The 19540-nt window shown below is 65.6% G+C and carries 19 protein-coding genes and 1 pseudogene; 9 read left to right on the top strand and 11 right to left on the bottom strand.

The features are described from left to right. Positions 1-17: 17 nt before the first annotated feature. Together LuPra_RS12075 and LuPra_RS12070 are read right to left on the bottom strand one after the other, a co-directional pair. A complete protein-coding gene (locus LuPra_RS12075) occupies positions 18-1373 on the bottom strand; it encodes a hypothetical protein (RefSeq protein WP_110170973.1) in 1356 nt (451 codons plus the stop codon). A 39-nt stretch (positions 1374-1412) separates the two neighbouring features. Next, positions 1413-3092 carry a S8 family peptidase gene (locus tag LuPra_RS12070; protein WP_110170972.1) on the bottom strand — a complete coding sequence of 560 codons (1680 nt, stop codon included), beginning with the start codon at positions 3090-3092 and terminating at the stop codon, positions 1413-1415. 800 nt (positions 3093-3892) lie between these two features. On the opposite strand from LuPra_RS12070, the gene LuPra_RS12060 reads away from it, so the two are divergent. Both LuPra_RS12060 and LuPra_RS34430 read left to right on the top strand, forming a co-directional pair. Further along, positions 3893-4777 (top strand): aminoglycoside phosphotransferase family protein, encoded by an 885-nt coding sequence (locus LuPra_RS12060; protein WP_110170970.1) that lies wholly within the window; start codon positions 3893-3895, stop codon positions 4775-4777. Between the two features lie 336 nt (positions 4778-5113). Further along, positions 5114-5206: a PEP-CTERM sorting domain-containing protein gene (locus LuPra_RS34430; protein WP_418001412.1), complete on the top strand. Its 93-nt coding sequence runs from the start codon at positions 5114-5116 to the stop codon at positions 5204-5206. 191 nt (positions 5207-5397) lie between these two features. On the opposite strand, the gene LuPra_RS12050 is transcribed toward LuPra_RS34430, so the two are convergent. Continuing rightward, entirely contained in the window at positions 5398-6144 is a 747-nt protein-coding gene (locus LuPra_RS12050; RefSeq protein ID WP_157899061.1) for a hypothetical protein, read from the bottom strand. 418 nt (positions 6145-6562) lie between these two features. Here LuPra_RS12050 and LuPra_RS34425 point away from each other — a divergent pair. Beyond that, positions 6563-6742 (top strand): annotated as a pseudogene (locus LuPra_RS34425) (DUF4268 domain-containing protein); the annotation flags it as partial. Here LuPra_RS34425 and LuPra_RS12040 read toward each other — a convergent pair. Together LuPra_RS12040 and LuPra_RS12035 are read right to left on the bottom strand one after the other, a co-directional pair. After that, positions 6741-7574, bottom strand: a complete 834-nt coding sequence (locus tag LuPra_RS12040; RefSeq protein WP_157899060.1) for a hypothetical protein — start codon at positions 7572-7574, stop codon at positions 6741-6743. The pseudogene LuPra_RS34425 and the gene LuPra_RS12040 overlap by 2 nt on opposite strands. A 20-nt stretch (positions 7575-7594) precedes the next feature. Further along, positions 7595-8806 carry a hypothetical protein gene (locus tag LuPra_RS12035; protein ID WP_110170966.1) on the bottom strand — a complete coding sequence of 404 codons (1212 nt, stop codon included), beginning with the start codon at positions 8804-8806 and terminating at the stop codon, positions 7595-7597. Positions 8807-9020: 214 nt separating this feature from the next. On the opposite strand from LuPra_RS12035, the gene LuPra_RS12030 reads away from it, so the two are divergent. From LuPra_RS12030 to LuPra_RS12020, 3 genes are read left to right on the top strand one after another with little or no spacing between them, the layout of a single operon-like run. After that, positions 9021-9590 (top strand): sigma-70 family RNA polymerase sigma factor, encoded by a 570-nt coding sequence (locus LuPra_RS12030; RefSeq protein WP_110170965.1) that lies wholly within the window; start codon positions 9021-9023, stop codon positions 9588-9590. Then, a complete protein-coding gene (locus LuPra_RS12025) occupies positions 9587-12019 on the top strand; it encodes a serine/threonine-protein kinase (RefSeq protein WP_110170964.1) in 2433 nt (810 codons plus the stop codon). Before LuPra_RS12030 ends, LuPra_RS12025 begins: the two co-directional genes overlap by 4 nt. Beyond that, positions 12016-12462 carry a globin domain-containing protein gene (locus LuPra_RS12020; protein ID WP_110170963.1) on the top strand — a complete coding sequence of 149 codons (447 nt, stop codon included), beginning with the start codon at positions 12016-12018 and terminating at the stop codon, positions 12460-12462. Before LuPra_RS12025 ends, LuPra_RS12020 begins: the two co-directional genes overlap by 4 nt. Before the next feature lie 547 nt (positions 12463-13009). Here the strand turns inward: LuPra_RS12020 and LuPra_RS12015 are convergent. After that, entirely contained in the window at positions 13010-13753 is a 744-nt protein-coding gene (locus LuPra_RS12015) for a hypothetical protein (RefSeq protein ID WP_110170962.1), read from the bottom strand. A gap of 540 nt (positions 13754-14293) precedes the next feature. Here LuPra_RS12015 and LuPra_RS12010 point away from each other — a divergent pair. Further along, on the top strand, positions 14294-15181 hold the full coding sequence (locus LuPra_RS12010) for a sugar phosphate isomerase/epimerase family protein (RefSeq protein WP_110170961.1): 888 nt from the start codon (positions 14294-14296) through the stop codon (positions 15179-15181). Here the strand turns inward: LuPra_RS12010 and LuPra_RS34420 are convergent. Next, positions 15093-15503: a PadR family transcriptional regulator gene (locus LuPra_RS34420; RefSeq protein WP_418001411.1), complete on the bottom strand. Its 411-nt coding sequence runs from the start codon at positions 15501-15503 to the stop codon at positions 15093-15095. The genes LuPra_RS12010 and LuPra_RS34420 overlap by 89 nt on opposite strands. 174 nt (positions 15504-15677) lie before the next feature. Beyond that, a complete protein-coding gene (locus LuPra_RS12000) occupies positions 15678-15983 on the bottom strand; it encodes a hypothetical protein (protein WP_110170960.1) in 306 nt (101 codons plus the stop codon). Positions 15984-16044: 61 nt separating this feature from the next. On the opposite strand from LuPra_RS12000, the gene LuPra_RS33900 reads away from it, so the two are divergent. Further along, positions 16045-16179 (top strand): hypothetical protein, encoded by a 135-nt coding sequence (locus tag LuPra_RS33900; RefSeq protein ID WP_257724506.1) that lies wholly within the window; start codon positions 16045-16047, stop codon positions 16177-16179. Positions 16180-16644: 465 nt separating this feature from the next. Here LuPra_RS33900 and LuPra_RS11995 read toward each other — a convergent pair whose 3' ends face one another. Together LuPra_RS11995 and LuPra_RS11990 are read right to left on the bottom strand one after the other, a co-directional pair. Further along, positions 16645-17109: a ThuA domain-containing protein gene (locus LuPra_RS11995; RefSeq protein WP_234800849.1), complete on the bottom strand. Its 465-nt coding sequence runs from the start codon at positions 17107-17109 to the stop codon at positions 16645-16647. A 19-nt stretch (positions 17110-17128) separates the two neighbouring features. After that, positions 17129-18016: a hypothetical protein gene (locus LuPra_RS11990; protein ID WP_157899059.1), complete on the bottom strand. Its 888-nt coding sequence runs from the start codon at positions 18014-18016 to the stop codon at positions 17129-17131. Between the two features lie 277 nt (positions 18017-18293). Between LuPra_RS11990 and LuPra_RS11985 the strand changes: the two genes are divergently transcribed. After that, the gene (locus LuPra_RS11985) at positions 18294-19301 is read left to right on the top strand and encodes an arabinan endo-1,5-alpha-L-arabinosidase (protein WP_157899058.1); all 1008 of its coding nucleotides are present in this window, start codon (positions 18294-18296) and stop codon (positions 19299-19301) included. Positions 19302-19314: 13 nt separating this feature from the next. Here the strand turns inward: LuPra_RS11985 and LuPra_RS11980 are convergent, their stop codons facing one another. Next, positions 19315-19518, bottom strand: coding sequence for a dodecin family protein (locus LuPra_RS11980; RefSeq protein WP_110170956.1), 204 nt, complete (start codon positions 19516-19518; stop codon positions 19315-19317). Positions 19519-19540 lie beyond the last annotated feature (22 nt).

Here is a 19540-nt window from a genome sequence, read left to right as displayed (position 1 = left end):
AGTACCTCGGCGTGCTGCTACGGCGTCGACGCGACCGCGGACGCGAACGCCCATGTCACATTTTCGTTCTCGACGTCACCGTGGCTGGTGATGAGCCCGCCAGAGCCGTCGAGACAGTGGACCACGCGCGGGGAGAACGCGTAGGCACTCCCGACAGCCTGCAATGGTCCTTCGGTCGACTCGGTCAGATTCTGCGCGCCATTGCGGCCAATCCCGCCGAACGGATCGTGCCGATCGCCAACGGCCTGCACGTTGTCGCCGGCCAATCTGGACGCGATTGCATACGCCTTGCCGACGACCGCATCCTCGAACGAGAAGGTGGCGACCATCGGTCCTTCGACGACCTCCTGCTCGATGACGTCGCGGAAGAACCCGCGTGTGCCTTCTCGGTTGTCCGCGCTCAGGCCGAAGTGCGAGAACGCGGCTTGCAGCAAGGTCAGTGAATGGACGTGGACGACGGGTGGCTGCGCCAATGCCTTCGCGCACGCGGCCATCAGGCGTCCCCCGAGACTGTGGCCGACCAGATGTACGCGGAGTCCGGGTCGCTCGCCCCGCAGTTGCCGTACACAGGTCGCCACCCCGGTCTCGCCGACCGTGCCCGAGCGCGTCTTCATCACGTACCACGACGTCAGGTTGAGCAACTGGCCGACGCGGCCGAATATCGAGCCGAACACTGCACGGAGGCCCTGGCCCTCTCCCTCACCGCCAAAGCTCGAACCGTCATCGATCGCGAGCACTCCGCCTTCGTCCGGATCTCGCCGTCGAGTCGGGAGAATCACTGGCGCCTGAAGCTTGGCCAGCAGCGTCGAGCCCGGCGTGTTCTGGATCCGGTCGAAGCCGTCTGAAGGATCCAGCACCGCTCCTTCCTGCTCCGCGATCGAAAGCACGAGGGCGGCGAACTCGTCCTGCGCACCCTCGTTCCCCTCGAGTGAGGGCAGGAGCCGCATCGCTTCCGCGATCTGGCGCTCCTGCTCGGGCGTCCTGGCCAGGTCCCGAAGCTCCGCCAGTTGCTCGCGGGCGAACTCGAGTTGCACGGCGTCGTTGTCGGCCGACTGTACGCCGCCGTCGCCGAACGACTCGCGGAATGCCTTGGACGGCCAGAAGATGCCGGCGACGAGAAAGCGCCGTGGCGCGAGCGCACCGGCGACGCTCGCTTGCGCCATGTTCCTGCGGAACGTCCGGAGGAATTCGCTGTAGAGGCCGCGCGCCTCCGTCTCGTCGTTCCGAAAGCCGTGCGCGATGAAGATCGCATCGGTCGGCCCGCCAGGTCGCGCGGCCGCGGCCTTGAATTCGGTCCAGCTGGCGGGATTGGTCAGCGTCCCGTCTCGATCGAAGTTGAGCGCGACGAAGTCGAATTCCTGCAGTGTCTCCATCTGTTTCTCTCCTGCTGTTGGCCACCGAACCGATCTACCTCACACCGCCTGAAGTGCTTTCATCAGATCGAGGAGGCCCGCCCCCTGGAAGCTCCGCTCTCGCTTCAGATCGACGCAGTTGGCCATGAAGATCTCCTTCACCCGTTCGGGCTGTCCCACGAACTCGTGGCGCACCGACAGGAATGCCGCAATCGCGCCCGAGACGTGCGGTGCCGCCATGCTGGTGCCGGTCTGCTCGCAGTACAGCGCCGGGATTGGCTCTCCCTGACCGTTCGGTGCCGTTCCGTACTTCGCGGCCTCGAGCCCCGCCGCGCAGGAGATGATGCGTTCGCCGGGGGCGAGCAGATCAGGTTTCGTACGGCCGTCGCCGGTTGGACCGCGTGAAGAGAAGTACGACACGCCATACGTATGCGGCATGTCGCGATGGGTCGATCCGACGGTCACGGCGAGTTCCGCGTTGCCTGGATCGGTGACCGACAGATCGTTGAACCGCGCTTCGCTGCGACCATTCGCGAGCACGAACGTCGAGTAGCCGCTGTTGCCCGCGGAGACCACGACCGACACACCGCTCTTGACCAGGCGGTTGACCTCGACGCAGACCGGGCTCTGCCCGCAGGCGAACCACCGCGGGTCGAATTCGTAGCCGAGACTCAGGTTCGCGCCCTGGATCAGGAGCCGTTTGCCGTGCTGGTTCCACTCCTGGATCTGCTCGATCGCCTTGAGCACCCAGCTGACCTTGCCCTGCCCCGCCGTCTGCTTGCTTGCACCGGGCAGGGTCACGTCGGCGATTACCTTCAGACTCAGAACCTTGCACAGCGGTGCCACGCCAGAAATCGCCGAGAGCCCATCGCGCTGCCGGATCGGCTCGTTCGTAGCTTCGTTGCGCATTTCGGTGCCGACGACCGGCTCCTCGGTTCCGGACGGTGATTGCCAGTACCCGGCGATGATGCCGGCCACGTGCGAGCCGTGGCCGAACCGGTCCACGAGCGCCATGTTCTGGCCCGCGTTCTCGGATCGGCTGCCGTCCGGTGTGAAATCGGTGTGCGCAAGCGGCGCATCTGTTGCGAGGGTGTTCATCGGGCCGAAGGGCGTGGCCTTTGCCGCGAAGTGCGGGTGATCCCCCTGAACGCCGGAATCAAGCACGGCCCAGACTATCTCTCTCCCGAAGGCCCGAAACGAACGCTGTGCCGCATCGGCCTTGATCGTCGCCAGCGATTTCGTCAGCGTGACATCGATGTCCGTGTCCTCCCAGATGCGATAGATGACGCTACCGCTGCGTCCGTACTTGGCAAACAGTGCACGCGCCTCGTCGGCCAGCTTGAGGACCTGATCGGCAGTCAGGGTGGCGAAGCAATAGTTGGAGACCGTCGCGTACGTGACGCCCCACTTCTCGGCACGAGTCCGAATCTCCTGGAGGGCGTTCGGCACGCCGCCTTCGAAGAACTCGTTGATCGCGATGATGACATCGAAGGTGGCGCCCGTTTCCTTTCGTTCCTGCGCCTGCTGAATCTGCGAGAGCAGCGGCTCGGTGATGATCGAGCGCATCATGTCCATGCGCATCTCTTCCGGCCGCTTGCGTTGATTGAGGTCGCGGCTCTCGGCCTTCTCGATGACCGCCTCTCGATGCTCCTTCTGGTCCTCTGGCGGCGGCTGGTCCGGCGCGGCGCCCCCGTCGGCAGGGGCCTCCCGTTGCTTCGGCTTGCGTGGCTTCTTCGCCATACGGTCGCTGTCCTCTCGCGAAACGACGACTATGCCTGGTGAACTTCCGGCTGCACTTCGCACGGCGACCAAGCGCAGCCCGGGACAGCTGCGACGCCTTCTTCCGCACTCCCGGTTGCGGCCGTGAAGGCCATTGCGACGTGCTGCGCCGGTTTGAAGGCCGTGACATTACGAAAGCGACGCTCAGACACGAGCGACTTCTCCGGCAGGTGGAAGGTAGAACGTCCGCCGGCCGCGGTACGTACAGGGCAGGCCGACGCTCGCGAGACCCGTACGGCTCGGCTGGGCTCGACGTTCATGGACGCAACCGGCAGGTGGCCGGCCTTGTGAGGTCACGATGCAGGGCGCCGACCGACCTGGTGGCGACGATCAACGGATGGTTCGACCAGACGATGGGTCGCACGTCCCAGCGGTTCACGGCATCGCCTCGGAAATGGGCATGACCCGGCCGAGGCACTCCTCGGCCTGTTCATCCCTGCGTCTGTCTCCGCCATCTCGGAGGCAACCCTTCCTGCTTCTGCTTAGCGATAACGTGGCGTCCGAAACGAGGCAGGATTATCGCATTGTTTCCTCTGGTCGCACATCGGTCTGGAGCTTCGTCCCCCAGCTCTGGAGGCCGCACTTGAGGACGTTGGCGTGATGGCGCAGGCGATCGAGGAGCGCGCTCACCGCAGCCGTGTGGCCGAGAAGCTTCCCCAGTCGTCGACGGGACGGTTCGACGTCAGGAGCGTGGACGCGCGCTCGTCGCGTCGCATGCGGCGTGGCGGCAGCGCGCCACAGTTGTACGATCACTGCCAAGCATGGCCATCGGGACAAAGCCAGCGGCCGACCTCATCGTCGACGCTTCACTCGTTCACGCCCTGCTCCAGGAACAACATCCGGACCTCGCCCATCTGGTGCCAGTCAAGGTCTCCGAAGGCTGGGACAACGCCGTGTTCCGCCTGGGGGACGAGCTGGCTGTCCGTTTGCCTCGTCGCGCGGCGTCCGCGCCGCTGATCGAATACGAGCAACGGTGGCTGCCGCAGTTGTCCCTGCGACTGCCCGTGCCGGTGCCCGTACCTGTTCGTGTGGGGGTTGCTGGCGCCATGTTCGGCTGGTCGTGGTCCGTCGTCCGATGGCTGCCTGGCGAGAGTCTCCTGCATGCCGCCTTGCCGGACCCCGTGGCAACCGGTGCCGCATTGGAGCGCTTCTCTCGCGCGCTCCACCAGCCCGCACCTGCGGACGCCCCGCGTAATCCGTGGCGAGGTGTGCCGCTCGAGGCGCGCACCGCTGCATTGCACCAGCATCTCCAACAGCTTGACGGCGTCGTGGACCGAGCCGCAGTGCTCAGCCTGTGGGACCGCGCGCTCTCGGCGCCGCCGTGGTCCGGACCGCCACTGTGGCTCCACGGGGATCTTCATCCGGGCAACCTGCTGGTGAGCGACGGCTCCCTGTCGGGCGTGATCGACTTCGGCGATCTCACCTCCGGTGATCCAGCGACGGATCTCTCCCTTCTCTGGATGCTGCCGCGATCGATTCGATCGAGCTTCGACGCGTGGACGGGCGAGGAGCCTGATGCATTGAAGACGCGGGCCCGCGGCTGGGCGCTGGCGCTGGGACTGGCGTACCTGACGCACTCTCGTGACGATCCCGCAATGGCGGCCCTCGGCCAGAGGACCATCGATGCTGCGCTGCATGAACCGTAGGGCGCGCGTGCGAGACATCCGCATGCACGGTTTGAGCGAGTGTCTTGCCCACACACGGTCGGCGCGCCGATCGCAGACAAGCAGGATCTGCCAATGCGTGGAGAAGACGCGGCGCAGACACTCTGGATCTGAACAGCCGTGGGGCGCGTCTCACAGGGAATCGCATGGAATGACTCGGGGTCTTCGACGCCACCCTCGTGCATCACGCGGAGCAGTCACCACTGTAGGAGCTATCGCACGACCCGCAAGGCCCTGTTGGGCGTAGAACAACTGTGAGGCCGATATGATCCGCCGCGCGCTCGTCAGTGTGTCTATGCACCGCAGGCGTCGGCAGCCATTCCAGAACCAACGACGATGACCCTGGTCGGAGTCGCAGCCGCGATGATAGGGTTGCGCGCCGTTCGCCGCACGCTTCTCTTGCGGTCATAGTGTCCGGGCAACCAGGGAATTGGTGCGTGGCCCGACTTGGACTCGCGTCCTCGCGAGCCAATTTCGTCCGGTCGGCTGGTGCGCACCCTGACCTTCGGCTTCGCCGGATGCATGCGGGCCACATGCATCGACTCAGTGACTTGCGCCACGGGCTGCTGCGGCACCCTAGCCAGGTGGCGCGGGCGTGTCACTCATCGAACGAGCCACTCGGCGAAATCTTGCCACGCCGGTGTGGGCGCCACGACAACGAAAGTGACGATGAACCAGATGAACACCATGATCGCGCCCCACAGGGATACCGGATGGATACGCCCGCGCGTGAGCCGATCGTGAATCGGCAACACGGCCAGCAGCACCGCATTGGCGATCGGAAAGATCAGACCCGCCAACGGCCGTAGGGCATCCCAGTGACCGACCAGGTGCGCAACGGGTGCACCCATGAGCGGACCGAGGATCGCGAGCAGCATCAGCCGCTTGTGCACCTCGGGTCGGCGACGGTACCAGACCGCTCCCGCCACCAGCAGCCCGAACAAGACGAAGAGGAAAAGAACCGACAGTAACGTGCCCGCGCTCTGGGATGTGCCACGTGGTACGAGATCGCCGCTGAGGTCGAAGCCTCGACGCGCCTCCCCGATGGCCACGAGCGGTCCGGTTGCCACCAACGCCACTGCCAGCAGCACGCCCGCGATCCCGAGTTGTCGGTGAACGGCCGTGCGGCCCGTGGCGACGAGAATCGTCTGCGCCAGGAACACCAGCAGCCATGCCGCCGAAACCGCCGCATGCGCGCCAACAAGCGCCGTAAGCGGGAGCGGCACTGCGCGGGCGGACGGCTCGATGAGTGATGGGCCGAACGCGGCGAGGTTCAGTCCAACGAGCACCGACGTGACGCCCACATAGAACCAACGATCCAGGCCCCGTCGGCGCGAGGTCGTCGGCATCTGGTTGAGCGCGATCGTCGAAAGGCTCGAATCCAATGAATTCAATTGCATGCTTTCGGGATGAGCGCGGCGGGCCGCGCCACGACAACCCCGGCGCGGGACGTCTGAGCAGGGATTTCCGATTAACCTGGGCCGGACACGCGGATACTACACCAGGAACCACCACAAGCAGTGGCAATGAAGTATCCCTAGGTGGACTGTATCAGCTGAAAGTGAAGTATCACGCGATGCGCCGGGTAAGGTCGCGATACGTCCAGCGCACCGGCCTCGCTGCGCGGTGGTAGCGGTCGATGTACCGCCGGATCGTGCGCGCGAGGTCGGTGGTCGACGTGAAGATGCCGCGGGCGAGCAGGTCGCGCGCGATCGTGCTGAACCACAGCTCGACCTGGTTCAGCCACGAGCTGTAGGTCGGGGTGAAATGGCCATTGGCCTGGAACTCGAGGTGGCGGCCCAGGAGGAGAATGTCGGTCCCTTCCGCGCCGATATCCTGTGCCGCAACACGCTCGATAGCAGCTGGGTCCTGATCGAGAACCAACTCGTAAGAACAGATCACTCACATCTGGGGCAGCTGATCACGTACGCCGCCGGTCTGGACGCTAACGATTGATCAGAGCGAAGTAGGGCTCTGGCTCGACGCGCCAGACGCCGCCGACGTAGCGAAGCACGAACGGCATGTCGACAGGTCCGAACTGGCCGACGATGACCTTCCGATCTGCAGCCGTAGAGCCCTCGACAACCCGGCCGGATGGCATCGGGTAGAACTCTCCAGAGCCGACCTCGACCAGTGGCATCTCCATGGCAGCGGCTTCCAGCACTCCAGACGGCTCACGCACTGGCGGGGCGCCGTCGAACAATTCACTGATCTCCGCGCCAGACACCGCGAAGCGCAACGCCCCCTCACGATCGAGCGCAATGAGCGCCAGGGTCAATCCGCGGATCGCATTTTCCGGCGAGTTCGCCGCGGGAGTTCGACCGGCCGCCATGTCGAGCATGGCCAGCCACCATCGCAGGTCGACCTTCCAGCCCTCTGGCTCGCGCACGACGGTCACGACCGCAGGCCCGCCGCTGCCAGCTGCGATGAAGTGACCGACGCTGCCGACCGGGTAGTCGCCCTGGCCATCCGCGGCGATCGGCCTGCCGCGGAGCAGGACGTCATCGCGGCGATGGACTTGCAGCGTCTCGAGCCGTCGCACGGCCTCCACTTGTCCTTCCGGCGTCAACGGTTGCGGATTGATGAAACGCCTCGCACGCGGGTCGGATCGAACAGCGCGCGAAAACGCGTGAACGTCGTGCAGCGCCAGTGCGCGTATGAAGTCACGGACTGCCTGCTCGGGCTGGCCACTGGCAGCGTTGACGACCGCGCCGCTCAGCAGGCAGAGACAAACTGTCGCGATGTGAAACGACTGCCGCATCCGGTGTGTGCATGTCATGGCGAGTCTCCGGGGCAGCGTCACTTCACGCCGGCGATGACGGTTTCGATTTCGCGGCCGATTGCGTCGCCGTTATCGAACATCATCAGATTGATGGCATCTTCGAGTTCACGCGTCGCTCGTCCGATGACCACGGAACAGAGCCTGAGTGCATCGGCGGACGAGTCCGAAAAGAACGCGTCCACAGCGGTCCGGTCACTGCCGTCCGCGCTGGGCAATGCCGAGCCGATGCGCTGATCGAACAGCGTCTGCAGCGCCTTGAGCTTCTCGCGCCAGGCAGGCTCGCCAGCCCGCGGTCCATCCGGATCGTCGGTCATCATCATCAAGACGAACTGAGATCGGGCCAACTGCCTGACAATGGCCGGACCGGCGGGTCCGTGCAACGAGGCCGCGAGTGCGGCCCGGGATTCCGGCGTGAGCTGTTCGAGTTCCGATTCGAGTGCACGGACGACATTGCCGGACTTCCCGTACGCATCGACGAGTTGGGCAATACGACCGGTGATCGATGTGGGCGCGTCCTGCCATGCCTGGGTCGACGGGTTCCACCGGGTGCCAAGCCGCGCTGCCGGCGGCGCGGCTTGCAGCAACCCTTCGATTCGCCGGTTGGTCCTCTCTTCGATGATCAGGCGCGTCGCTGTGAACATGGGCCCGGCCAGCGTCGTTGCGACCGGATTGGTCGACGCCGCGTCGGCAGCGCGCGAATCGCTGACGGGTAGACCATCGGTGGCAAGGAGACGAAAGCTTCGGAGGAAGCGCTTCGCGTCGTCCTTGCGTGTTCCCCTCGGGCCCACGGTCATGACCAGGTAGAGGTGCTCGCCGGTCAGGACGAGAAGGTCCTCCCCTTCGATCTCCGCCGTCTTGATCGAGAAGCGGAGTGACGGGTAGCCGTCGATGTCACCCGACGAGGAGCCACTCCACTCTGCGGTGACGGCGCCGGCCATGGTGTCCCTCATCGACTCCAGACACCTGACCAACGCCTTGCGATCGCGGCGCTCGACGAGCGCCCGCGTCCCTGGATGCACGGCCAGCAACTTGACCGATAACGACCAGAAGCCGGAGCTGTACGTGTATTGACCGGAATCAGCATCCGGTTGTGCAGTCCCCGGTGCCTCGACGGAGAAGCCTGCTCCCGGCGGCGATACACGGCTCCAGGCCGTTTCGCCGCGGACTGGTACCGCCACGACGTGGATGATCGACCCGATCAGGATGGCTTTGAAAAAATGGCTGTTCATGACATTTCCCTGGTTCGAACGTGACAGACCCCTCGAACATTCCGAGGGTGCCAACCGCCCGGCGTGGGCAGCTCTGTGTCTACGGGCGCAGGAACGTGCCCGGATCGATCACGTGGCCAATCGCGCCACTCCGGCAGGGACAAACGGGCGACGAAACGTGCCGCACCGGCCGTGCTAGACTTCGCTCCCGAGCGACCCTGACGAGGAGCGACGGATGGACCCCGCGGCCGAGGTTACGAGGCTGTTGCTCGATCTCACCAACGGCGAGCCGGCGGCGGCCGATCGGCTGATCCCCATCGTCTACGAGGAGCTCCGCCGCCTCGCCGCGCACTACTTGCGCGACGAGCATGCGGCCATCACCCTGCAACCGACGGCGCTCGTGCACGAGGCGTACCTGCGCCTGGTGGCGCAGGCCATGCCCGACTGGGAATCCCGCTCGCATTTCTATGGCGTCGCCGCACACCTGATGCGCCAGATCCTCGTCGACCACGCACGCCGTCACCGCAGTCAGAAGCGCGGCGGCGGACAGGTGACGTTGGCGCTTGACGGCGTGGTCGCTCTCGTGCCGATGAAGTCGGACGACATCGTGGCGCTCGACGACGCCCTCAGCGCACTGGCAGCAGTGGATGCGCGCAAATCCAGGGTCATCGAGCTGCGCTTTTTCGGGGGATTGAGTGTTGAGGAAACGGCGCGGGCGCTGAACGTCTCGGTCGGAACGATCGGCCGCGACCAGCGCCTGGCCGAGGCCTGGCTCCATCGCGAGCTGTCGCGCGGTGAGTCATGACTCCGGAGCGATGGCTGGCTGTCGGCGAGCTCTTCGAGCTGGCACTGACGGCGCCGGTCAACGAGCGAACCATCTTGATCGATCGCCTCGCGCAAACAGACGACGAGGTTCGGCGGGAGGTGCGGTCGCTGCTGGCAAGTCATCAAGCAGTTCCTGGCGGGTTCGTCCAGAAGCGAATCGATGCCGCACTCGAATCGTTCCAGCAGACGAGCACAGGCGTCAGCGCACCGACTCGGGTCGGTCCGTATCGACTGATGCGCGAGCTTGGCCGCGGCGGTATGGGCACGGTGTTTCTCGCCGAACGCGACGACGACGAGTACCGGGCGAGGGTCGCGATCAAACTCGTACGGCCAGGGATGGACACCGAGTTCATCCTCGCCCGCTTCCGCCGCGAGCGGCAGACACTGGCCCGGCTCCAGCACCCGAACATCAGCCGCCTGCTCGATGGCGGGACGACCGACGATGGTCTCCCGTACATCGTGATGGAATACATCGACGGTCCATGGATCACGAGGTATGCCGCGCAGCACGCGCTGGCAGTCGAGACCCGCCTGCGCCTCTTTCTGGCGGTCTGCTCCGCGGTCGATTACGCGCACCGCAACTTCATCGTCCACCGCGACCTGAAGCCAGGCAACATCCTGGTCGACACCCGAGGGGTGCCCAAGCTGCTCGACTTCGGCATCTGCAAGCTGCTCGTCGAAGCTGGCAATGCCGCCACTGACACGGTCGCGGCGTTGTTGACGCCGCGTTATGCCAGTCCCGAGCAGATTCGGGGGGAGGCCGCGACGCCTTCTTCGGACATCTACTCGCTCGGCGCAGTGCTCTACGAATTACTCACTGGAACGGGTCCGCGGCGATTCGAGAACCTGACCGCGCTGGCGATCCAGCGAGCTCTCGAGACACCGATTGTGCGGCCGAGCGCGGCAGTCGACGAGCCGCGACTCGCACGCCAGCTGACCGGCGACCTGGACAACATTGTGTCGCGGGCTCTCGACGCCTCGCCTGGACGGCGGTACGACTCAGCCGCACAGCTTGCAGACGACGTTCGACGGCACCTGCTGCACGAGCCGGTCACGGCCAGGCCGCAGACGCTTGCCTATCGTGCCTACACCTTCGTGCGCCGTCATCGAGGTGCAGTGGCGGCAGCCGCGGCCGTGGGGGGCAGTGTGATGGCAGCCGCCGCCGTGGCCCTGTACGAGGCGCGACGTGCCGATGCGCGAGTCGGGCACATCCGCTCGCTCGCGTCCACGCTCGTGCTCGACGGTCACGAGGCGCTGCAGGCGATCGACCGCGCGATTGCACGAGTGTCGATACCGGCCGTCGCGAACAATCGCGAGTTGCGGCTCGCGCTCGCTGACGGATACATGGATTCCAGCAACGCGAAACGACACCTTGGTGACGTTCGCGGGGCGTGCGCAGCCGCCGCCGAGTCGCTGCGGCTGTACTTCGAAGCCGCTGGTGCTGGCTGGTCGACGCCGGTCGTGCTGAGCGGGGTGGCCAACATGCCTGCCAGCATCGGTGCGAGCGAGAAGCGCCGTGCACACCTGAGACCTGGGCACGCCCATTTTCACGATGCCGCAGCGATGCCGGAGAGGTTCACTGCCGCCGAGCCGCGGGATGCCGGCATGGAGCGAGCGCTGATGCTGGCATACGGGCAGATCGGCGACGTGCTCGGTAAGCCCGGCATTCAGAAGCTCGGCCAACGGCGTCAAGCGCTTCGGGCATACGGGCAAGCCGCGGACGTCGCAAGACGATTGTATGAGCTGGACCGCTCGGATAGACGCGCGGCCGCCGACTACAGCAACGCCCTGAACCGCGTCGACACCGCGATGGATGGCAACGACTGCACGCAGAAGCTTGCGGTTCAACGCGAAAGGCTCCGCATGCTCGACGAGCTCGGCCGGCGTAGCCCGCATGACATGACACTCCGGACGGATCGGGCGATCGCGCACCTCGATGTCGGGAACACATTGACTGCCGCAGGCGAGGTCGACAATGCCCACCTCGCCTATCTGAATTCGGCAGCGATTGCCGAACCGTCCCTGGCACACGGGGACGCCACCCTGCTCGTGATGTTCATACGGGCCAACCAGCGGCTCGCGCTGAACGCCGTCGCCAGGGGCCGGCGCGCCGACGCGCTGGCGTTCGCTGTATGCGCGCTTGATGCGGGAGACAGTTCGTCGGCCGACGCGCGGATGCTGCGAGCCGGCCAGCGGGGCGTGTCGGCGATGGGCTTGACCTATGCGGCATTGATGCGCAGCCAGGTGGGTGAACCCGGGGACCGCCAGAACGCCCTCCGCTGGCTGCGCGAGGCTGCCCAGGGGTGGCAGAAGGCTCAGCCCGGCACCTCGGTCGAGGCGCCCGATCGGCGCGAGATGCGCGAGATCGAGGCAGCGCTCGCCCAAATTGAAGGCGCGGTGATCGAATGACGCATCGGATTTCGCCCGACAAGGTGATGATCACACGCACCCAGCGCGACCTGGTCAGGCAGAGCCTCGATCGACTCACCGTCGACGCCGTTCCCGTGACGCTGCTGCTCTATGGCAAGCTCTTCGAGCTGGACCCCTCCGCCCGCCGCTTGTTCCACAACGATCTCGCTGTCCAAGGCCGCAAGTTGATGGACACGCTCGACGCGGTCGCAAGCTCGCTCGACAACCTCGAGTCGCTGCGGCCCCGTCTGCTTCAGCTCGGACGACGCCATGCCGATTACGGAGTCGGTCCGGCCGACTACGACAGGTTGATCACGGCGCTGCTCTGGGCATTTGCGCAGGCGCTCGGTCCTGATTTCGACAAACCCACCCGCGAGGCCTGGCGGGTGGCCCTGTCCGCCGTTGCCGCCGTGATGCAGGAGGGAACTGCGGCAGGTGGATGATCGCGTCCGACCGGCTGCCCCAGCATATCCAGGACCTGCAGCGATCAGCGTCGACCCTGACTAGAACGGCGCACGCTGCCGCAGCGGACAGGAGTCGAGGCCGCTCCGGGCTCGCCGTTCGTCTCGAAAGATGTGCCAGCAGATGATGCGCGCATGGATAGCGCTCGCCGTCCTCGCGGCAATCACTCAGCGCACCGCGACGCCGACCGACGCGTGGGCGCGGGTCGCCGCGTTGCACGCTCCACTGGGCCGCCGGCAGCAACGCCACCGCGACGCGACTCCAGCCGTGAGTCACAGGTCGAGCAGGACGCGGGCAAAGACGCGGGACTTCTGCGTCCGAGATCAGCACGATGGTGTCAAATGGTGCTCGCCTGCAAGCGCCACTCGCGACCAACCTGGTGAGACGGGCCTCCTTCCATTGCCGCCGCCCGAGCGTTCCCACCTCGGTGATCCAGGCTCACGGAATCGCGCACGCGCACCTTCGGCCGACCACCGCGCAGCAGGTGCACGGCGTGCCGGCCAGCCATGGCCGTGCGCCGCGTGAGACTCAATGACGATCGGGCCCCGCGGAATGCGACACCATGCCGTGGCACGCGCCGCAGGTCGCCAGCACCTTGCCGTAGACGACCTCACGATCGCGGCTGCCCTGTGCCTGGGCCGCCTGCCCCGCCAACTCCGCCAGCTGCGCCTCAGCGGCGGCCAACTCCTTGCGGAACTTGCGCGGTGCATCGGCGGAATCGAGCTTCTGCGTTGCGAACGTCTTCACCCCTTCAGTCCAAGCTGAGTCGGACGGTGCAACCAGGCCTTCGACGAGCGCGTCGGAACCGTGCTGGTGCAGCAGCATGTGCCCGACGATCCCGCCCACCTTGATGTCCGTGTTCAGGGGGGGCATCGCCCGCACCTGCATCGCACGGTGGCACTGGCCGCACGTGCCGAGGATTGCGGCCGTGATCCGCGCCGCTTCCAGCAGTGTGGTCGCCGCTGAGGCCTGCGTCGCCATGCGGGTCATCGCTCCCTGGAAGGCTTGCGCACGCGCAGGCATCGGCACCGTCGCGCTGTGCTGCTGCAGGCGCGTCGCCTCGAGTCGCGCCGTCTCCAGGTCGCCGCGAGCCACGGCATCGTGCAGCAGCATCGCCTGGTAGAAGTGGGCACGCATGTACGCAGCGCGAAGCGGATTGTGTCGCTCGGGTGATTGGGGCCGGACCTGCGCCGTGAGGGACGCCCACGCCAGGAGCGGCGCGGCGAACATCGTCAACCACTGGATGCGTCGACCAGAAAGCAAGCGGTGCATATGGGTGCCTCCGCGCGATCATGGTGCATAGCGTGTGCCACGGCAGCAGGCGCCGCGGCACCATCTGCACCCGCCACGACGCCGTCATCTGGCGATGCCAGGAGACCCTCACGAGCTGGCCGATGATTTTATCACGCTGCCGAGGATTAGTCCGCACCGATGGCGAGCCGGCATCGTCGGTGTCCGTGCAGCGGCGCGACGCAGGCCCCTGCCCTACTTCCCCTCCCGAACCACCCGCCTTCCGCGGCAGCGCGTGGGGGACGTCTGGGGGCGTTCCGGTGTGGCGTCGCCTTCACCACGACCACGACAGGCGCGGCGAACGGCGGTGCGGCGACATTTAGAACGCGCTGGTTCGCAGGGTCCTTTACGGCCCGCCCGCGGCGAAGTCTGGCGGACCTGAAAGCTGCCACCTGGAACCAACTCGTCACGTGGTTGCGCCAGCTCGCCGTTTGCCGCGAGGCGGTATCACACATTCGCCCGACGCACTTCCGGCCGGCACCGGTTTGACTTTTCGACCGTCCCTGTCAAAGTGGCCCATCAATGAGACTCGCGAACTGGTTACGCGCTCTCGTCGCGCTGACCGCGATCGTCGCCCCAGGGCGCGCAGAGGCCCAGGGCGTAAGGCTGCGGTACGGTGTGGCCTCGTTCGGTGAGGTCGAGCCCTTGCGTGATGCCGCCACGATTGCCGCGTGCGGATACGACTACATCGAGCCCGGACTCGCGAAAACGCTTGCCCTGCCCGACCCGGACCGGCAAGAGCAGTTGCGTCGACTGTCAGCAACCGGGCTCCGCGTCGAGACGATGAACTGGTTCCTGCCCGGTGCCGACATCAAGCTGACCGGACCCACCGCCGATCAGGCGCGCGTCAACGACTTTCTGGAGCGCTCCCTTGCGCTGGCCGAGCAGCTGGGCGTCAAGGTCATCGTCTTCGGTAGCCCGGGCGCCCGCTCGTTTCCGGAGGGATTCCCGCGCGAGCGGGCGTGGGATCAGCTGAAGGCGTTCCTGCGCACGGCAGGTGACATCATCGAGGCGCGCCGCTACGGCATGGTCATCGGCATCGAGCCGCTCCGCAAGCCCGAGAGCAACATCGTCAACACCGTTGCCGAAGCCGCCCGCCTGGCGCGTGAGGTGAATCACCCGAAGGTCCGGATCATCGTCGATTTCTATCACCTGACGTTCGAGAACGAGGATCCAGACGCGATCCTCGACGCGAAGGATCTGATCGTGCACCTGCAGATCGCCGAACCGTCGGCGCGCGGCTTCCCCAGGCAGGAAGCTGGTGAGGCCCGCTATCGCCGGTTCTTCGACAACCTGCTGAAGATTGGCTACCAAGGGCGCCTCAGCATCGAGGCCAATTCATCTGACGTGGCCGGTGACTGCGGGCCAGCGCTGAAGTTCCTGAAGGAGATGGCTGCCGCCGCGCGGTAGCACCCCTGGCTGGGACAGGGAGGGCGAACGGTCGTGCACGGCTACGTCCGTTGCAAGACGAGGTTGACGCCGGCCGACAGGCGCTCCCACTTCGCGACTTCGCCTCGAGCTGCTTACGACCCGCCTTCGTCAGCGCGTAGAAGCGGGCGCGGCGGTTGTTCTCCGATGCGCCCCATTCGGCCGTGATCCAGCCCTGGTGTTCGAGCCGGTGGAGCGCGGGATAGAGCGAGCCCTGTTGGACCCTCAGCAGGTCATCGGAAATCTGCTGGATGCGCTGCGCGATTGCCCAGCCATGCAAGGGTTCGAGGGCGATCGTTCGCATGATCAACAGGTCGAGAGTGCCTTGCAGGACGTCCGTCTGGTCGCTCACAGTGCTCCCCGCATCACGGCGCGATGAAACGTGAACCTATCGGCTGGGCATCCTGCTCGCCAAAGAGCGCGCAACGTAGGAGTGTCCTCACCGGCGCCTCGTCGACCAACGCGTGGTCGCGATTGGCTACTTCGGCCGGCTGACACCCTCGGATGTATCGACCGAGTACTTGCGATAGCCGGAAAACTCTGAGGTGCCGCCGCGCCGCAGCGTGACGAGCAGGCCCACCCGTGCGCTGCCGTTATAACTGACAACGGCAGGCAGCCAGAGCTCGCCATTGACCTTTCGGCGCAGGAACGACAGTCGGGCACCCTTGTGCAGCCTGGCCAGCCCACCCAGGCCCAGCCTCAGGTTGTCGATCGCCTCGGCCTCCAGTTTCACCAACTCGTGATCGTTCTCGCTGACCCAGGCGCGCACGCTGAAGTGCCGCATCTGTTCGCCCGCGCGGGTCTTTGGTTTCGTATCTCGCCTGGGCGTCAGTAAGAATGCGATCGTGTCGTGCTCTTCGACCCCGCTCGCGTCCGATCATCCGGACCTCGAAGACGTTGTCGATGTCGCCTACCGCCTCGTCGCGCTCACGACGAGCCTTCTCAAGCGCACGCTCTTGCCGCGCCAGCTCTTTCGATGAGTCCCGGGCCAGCCGCTGGACCATCTCGTTGGCCTTCTGCTGGCGCTCCCGATCCTCCCTGGCCAATTCTTCCGGTGGCACCGGCCGGCCATCCTCGGCGATGAGCCGCTCCCAGCGCTCCTCGCCGGGAAGGCCGGGATAGCTCTCGACAACCTTGACCGATTCCTCGCGGGTACGCCCGCCCTTGTCGAGCTTCAGCGCACGTCGCGTCTCCACGTACACATAGTTGCTCTGACGCGTGCTGTCGCTCTGGAGGTGTCTGCGCGTTTCAATGAGGAAGGATTCCTGATTGGGCAGAGGCTGATTCTGTGCGCCCAACGTGGAGCCGGCGACGAGCAACCCGAGAGCGACCAGGGGCGTCATTCTCTTTGTTCGGTCGGCGCCGACGATGGTCATCATTGTCCTCCGTCGGCAGGTCGCCGTGATCGCTCTGGACGCTCACGATGCCCTCTCTTGTAGATTAGCCTATGGAGTAGGCGGAGCCGTCGCCGAGAAGTTCATTCTCGCGCCCACACTCAGGGAAGCTCGGCGCATGATCGCTTCGGCAATCATCGTCTGCATCTCGGGTCTGTCCCAGTTGGCTTCGACGTGGCCGAGCGTGGAGTAGAACACGCGTCCCTGGCCGTACATCCTGGCCCACGTGACCGCGAAGTCGGCGTCCGTGCGATACACGCGCGGGTTGTTGAGGTCCAGCTTCGACGGATCGAGGCGCACCAGGACACGCGTCGTCGTTCTCGAGAAATTCTTGATCTGATAGATCTCGTCGCTGATCGTGAACGCCGATGGCCATTGCTTCACGCCGGGGAACGCCGGGTCTTCGACGATGACGGGCGCGTCGAACGTGCCCCACGGGTGCTCGTCGAAGTAGCCGCCGATCAGCTGGTCTCCGTCGCAGCTCCCTTGATGGATCGTGTCGCGCTGGACGCCCACAGACGCGCCCGACTTCGTCTCAGAACGACACGGGATATCGTTCCGGTTCGCCCACGACGGGGAAAATGTATGCCTCGTCAATCGAGAGGTTGCGGATCTTCTCTTCGAGGGCGCCAAAGAAGATCAAGTTGTCGCCGCGCTCGATCGGGGACCGCTCGGACTGCCGGGCTGTCTCCACCATCAATGCCTGATGGCCGGTCTCATCGAGAGCGAGTCCGATGCCGCGGGCAACCGAACAATCGTCAGAATCATTGATGAGATCGACGACGGTGCGGCTCGCGTATCCGGCGCTCCGAAATGCCGCCTTGACGTTCGGATCTTTCTCGATGCGACCGAGAAACCCGATGGCTCCAGGGTTGTGCCGGGGTGAGAGATCGGCCGCCAGCCAGTGGCCAAGGAGCCGGATTCGAACGACGCATTTGCCGGTCAACACCGCAGTCCTTGCGACTGGCGCCGGTGTGGGATTCCCGGCGGCGACTGCCCGCGTGTGGCGCTGGCGTTGAAAGTAGTACGCAGCCTCATTAATGGTCGCCTGACCCTGCACCGAACAATAGAGGCCGCCTCGTCCTGCGGGGACGGACGGCTGCGCGTTCCCAGTCCAACGGTTGTCATCACTGGACTTGCGCGGGATCACCAGTGCGCGGTCGGCATGGTCGCGTCGGAAAACATGCCGATGGGTGTCCACGACGAAATGGCCCTGCGGAAACGACCGGAATACCGGGGTCATGTGCATGAACGGCGTCGTCGGAGCTTCCCGCCCGATCTTGAGGGTGGCCTTGTAGACGGCGTCCAGAACGGCGAACGATTTGACAGCAGGCATCCATTCTCCACGCAGCCTCCGCTGGTGCTTGCGGTGCGCGCCACATCCAAAACGTCCTGTTCGTTCAGAACGGACAGTTCGGTCCACTCAGCGATCGGCGTCGACACTCCAACGTTGCGTCCGCGGGCTGTCACCGGTGCGTTGGACGAGGTCGCGTCGTTCACTCACCGCCCGCCCGCAAGGCGTCTGGCGCCCGCGCGAAGTGGAGAGCGCGCCAGCACACGCTGGGCACGACTGCACGCGGCCAGCGTCGGCGTTGCGGCCGGGCGCTCGCAGTGACCGCACAGTTGGGGCCGCGTGCGTGGTTGTTCCGCGAGTCGAGCCGCCAAGGATCCGCCTGAGATCGTGTAGTGTGAGCGCGCTCATGACTCACCTGCCGCAGTGCTTCTCGGCGCTATCGCTGCTTCTTTGCGTCCCCGCCATTGCCTTGGCCCAGCCGCGTGAAGGCCTGCTCACCGGCGCGCCCGATCCGACGGCGGTCGCCACGAAGAACCAGGCAGGGGAGACCGTCTACTACGTCGCCGCCACGGGCCGTGGCGTGCAGTTGCTCAGGAGCACCGATCTCGTGCGATGGGAACCCGCCGGCCGCGTATTCGAGCAAGCCGTCCCCGATTGGGCACAACGTGAGGTACCGGGCACGCAGGGTATCTGGGCTCCCGACCTCAGCTACCACGATGGCCTGTACTACCTGTATTACAGCGTCTCGACATTCGGCAGTCAGCGGTCGGTGATCGGTTTGGCCGTGAACCGGACGCTCGACTCCGCGAGTCCCGACTACAAGTGGCAGGACCGCGGCAAGGTGCTCGAGTCGTCCGCGGACACCTCGGACTTCAACGCCATCGATCCCGCGCTCCTGGTCGACGAACAGGACCGATGGCTGCTGTTCTGGGGATCGCATTGGTCGGGACTCAAGATGGTGGAGGTCGATCCCGCGACAGGCAAGCCCAGGCCTGGTGCCAAGGTCCAGCCCGTCGCCGCCCGTCCCGATACGAAGTCTCACGCGATCGAGGCCCCCTTCGTGATCTTTCACGGCGGCTACTACTACCTGTTCGTGTCGTGGGATGGCTGCTGCGATGGCGCCAAGAGCACGTACAAAGTCACGGTGGGCCGCAGCCGCACGGCGACCGGGCCGTACGTCGATGCTGCGGGCAAGCCCATGCTCGAGGGAGGCGGCACGCTGGTGCTCCAGAGCGACGAGCGCTGGCGCGGGCCCGGACACAACGGCGTCGTCACCAGCGGTGCACTCCAGTACATGGTCCACCACACCTACGACATGCAGAACCTGGAGGCCCAGCGGATCCTGCAGGTGCGCCCGCTTACGTGGACCGGCGACGGCTGGCCAAGGGTCGGCCAGCCGGTGGCACAGCCGTAATGGCGGTATGACGTTAGTCGTCGAGAACGAAGGTGACCATCATGTTGACCTGGTATTCCACGACCTTGCCGCTGTCACAGCGCACGTGCTGCTCCTTGATCCAGGCACCTCGGACATTGCGTAGCGTTTTCGATGCCCGGGCAATTCCCAGCTGAATCGCGTCTTCGAAGCTCTTCAATGACGTGGCGCTGATTTCCGACACCTTGGCGACTGACATTCCGCCCTCCTCCAGACTGGGT

The sequence above is a fragment of the Luteitalea pratensis genome (genome assembly GCF_001618865.1).
In the GTDB taxonomy this organism is placed as follows: domain Bacteria; phylum Acidobacteriota; class Vicinamibacteria; order Vicinamibacterales; family Vicinamibacteraceae; genus Luteitalea; species Luteitalea pratensis.
This window is presented reverse-complemented; position numbering and strand designations above follow the sequence as displayed.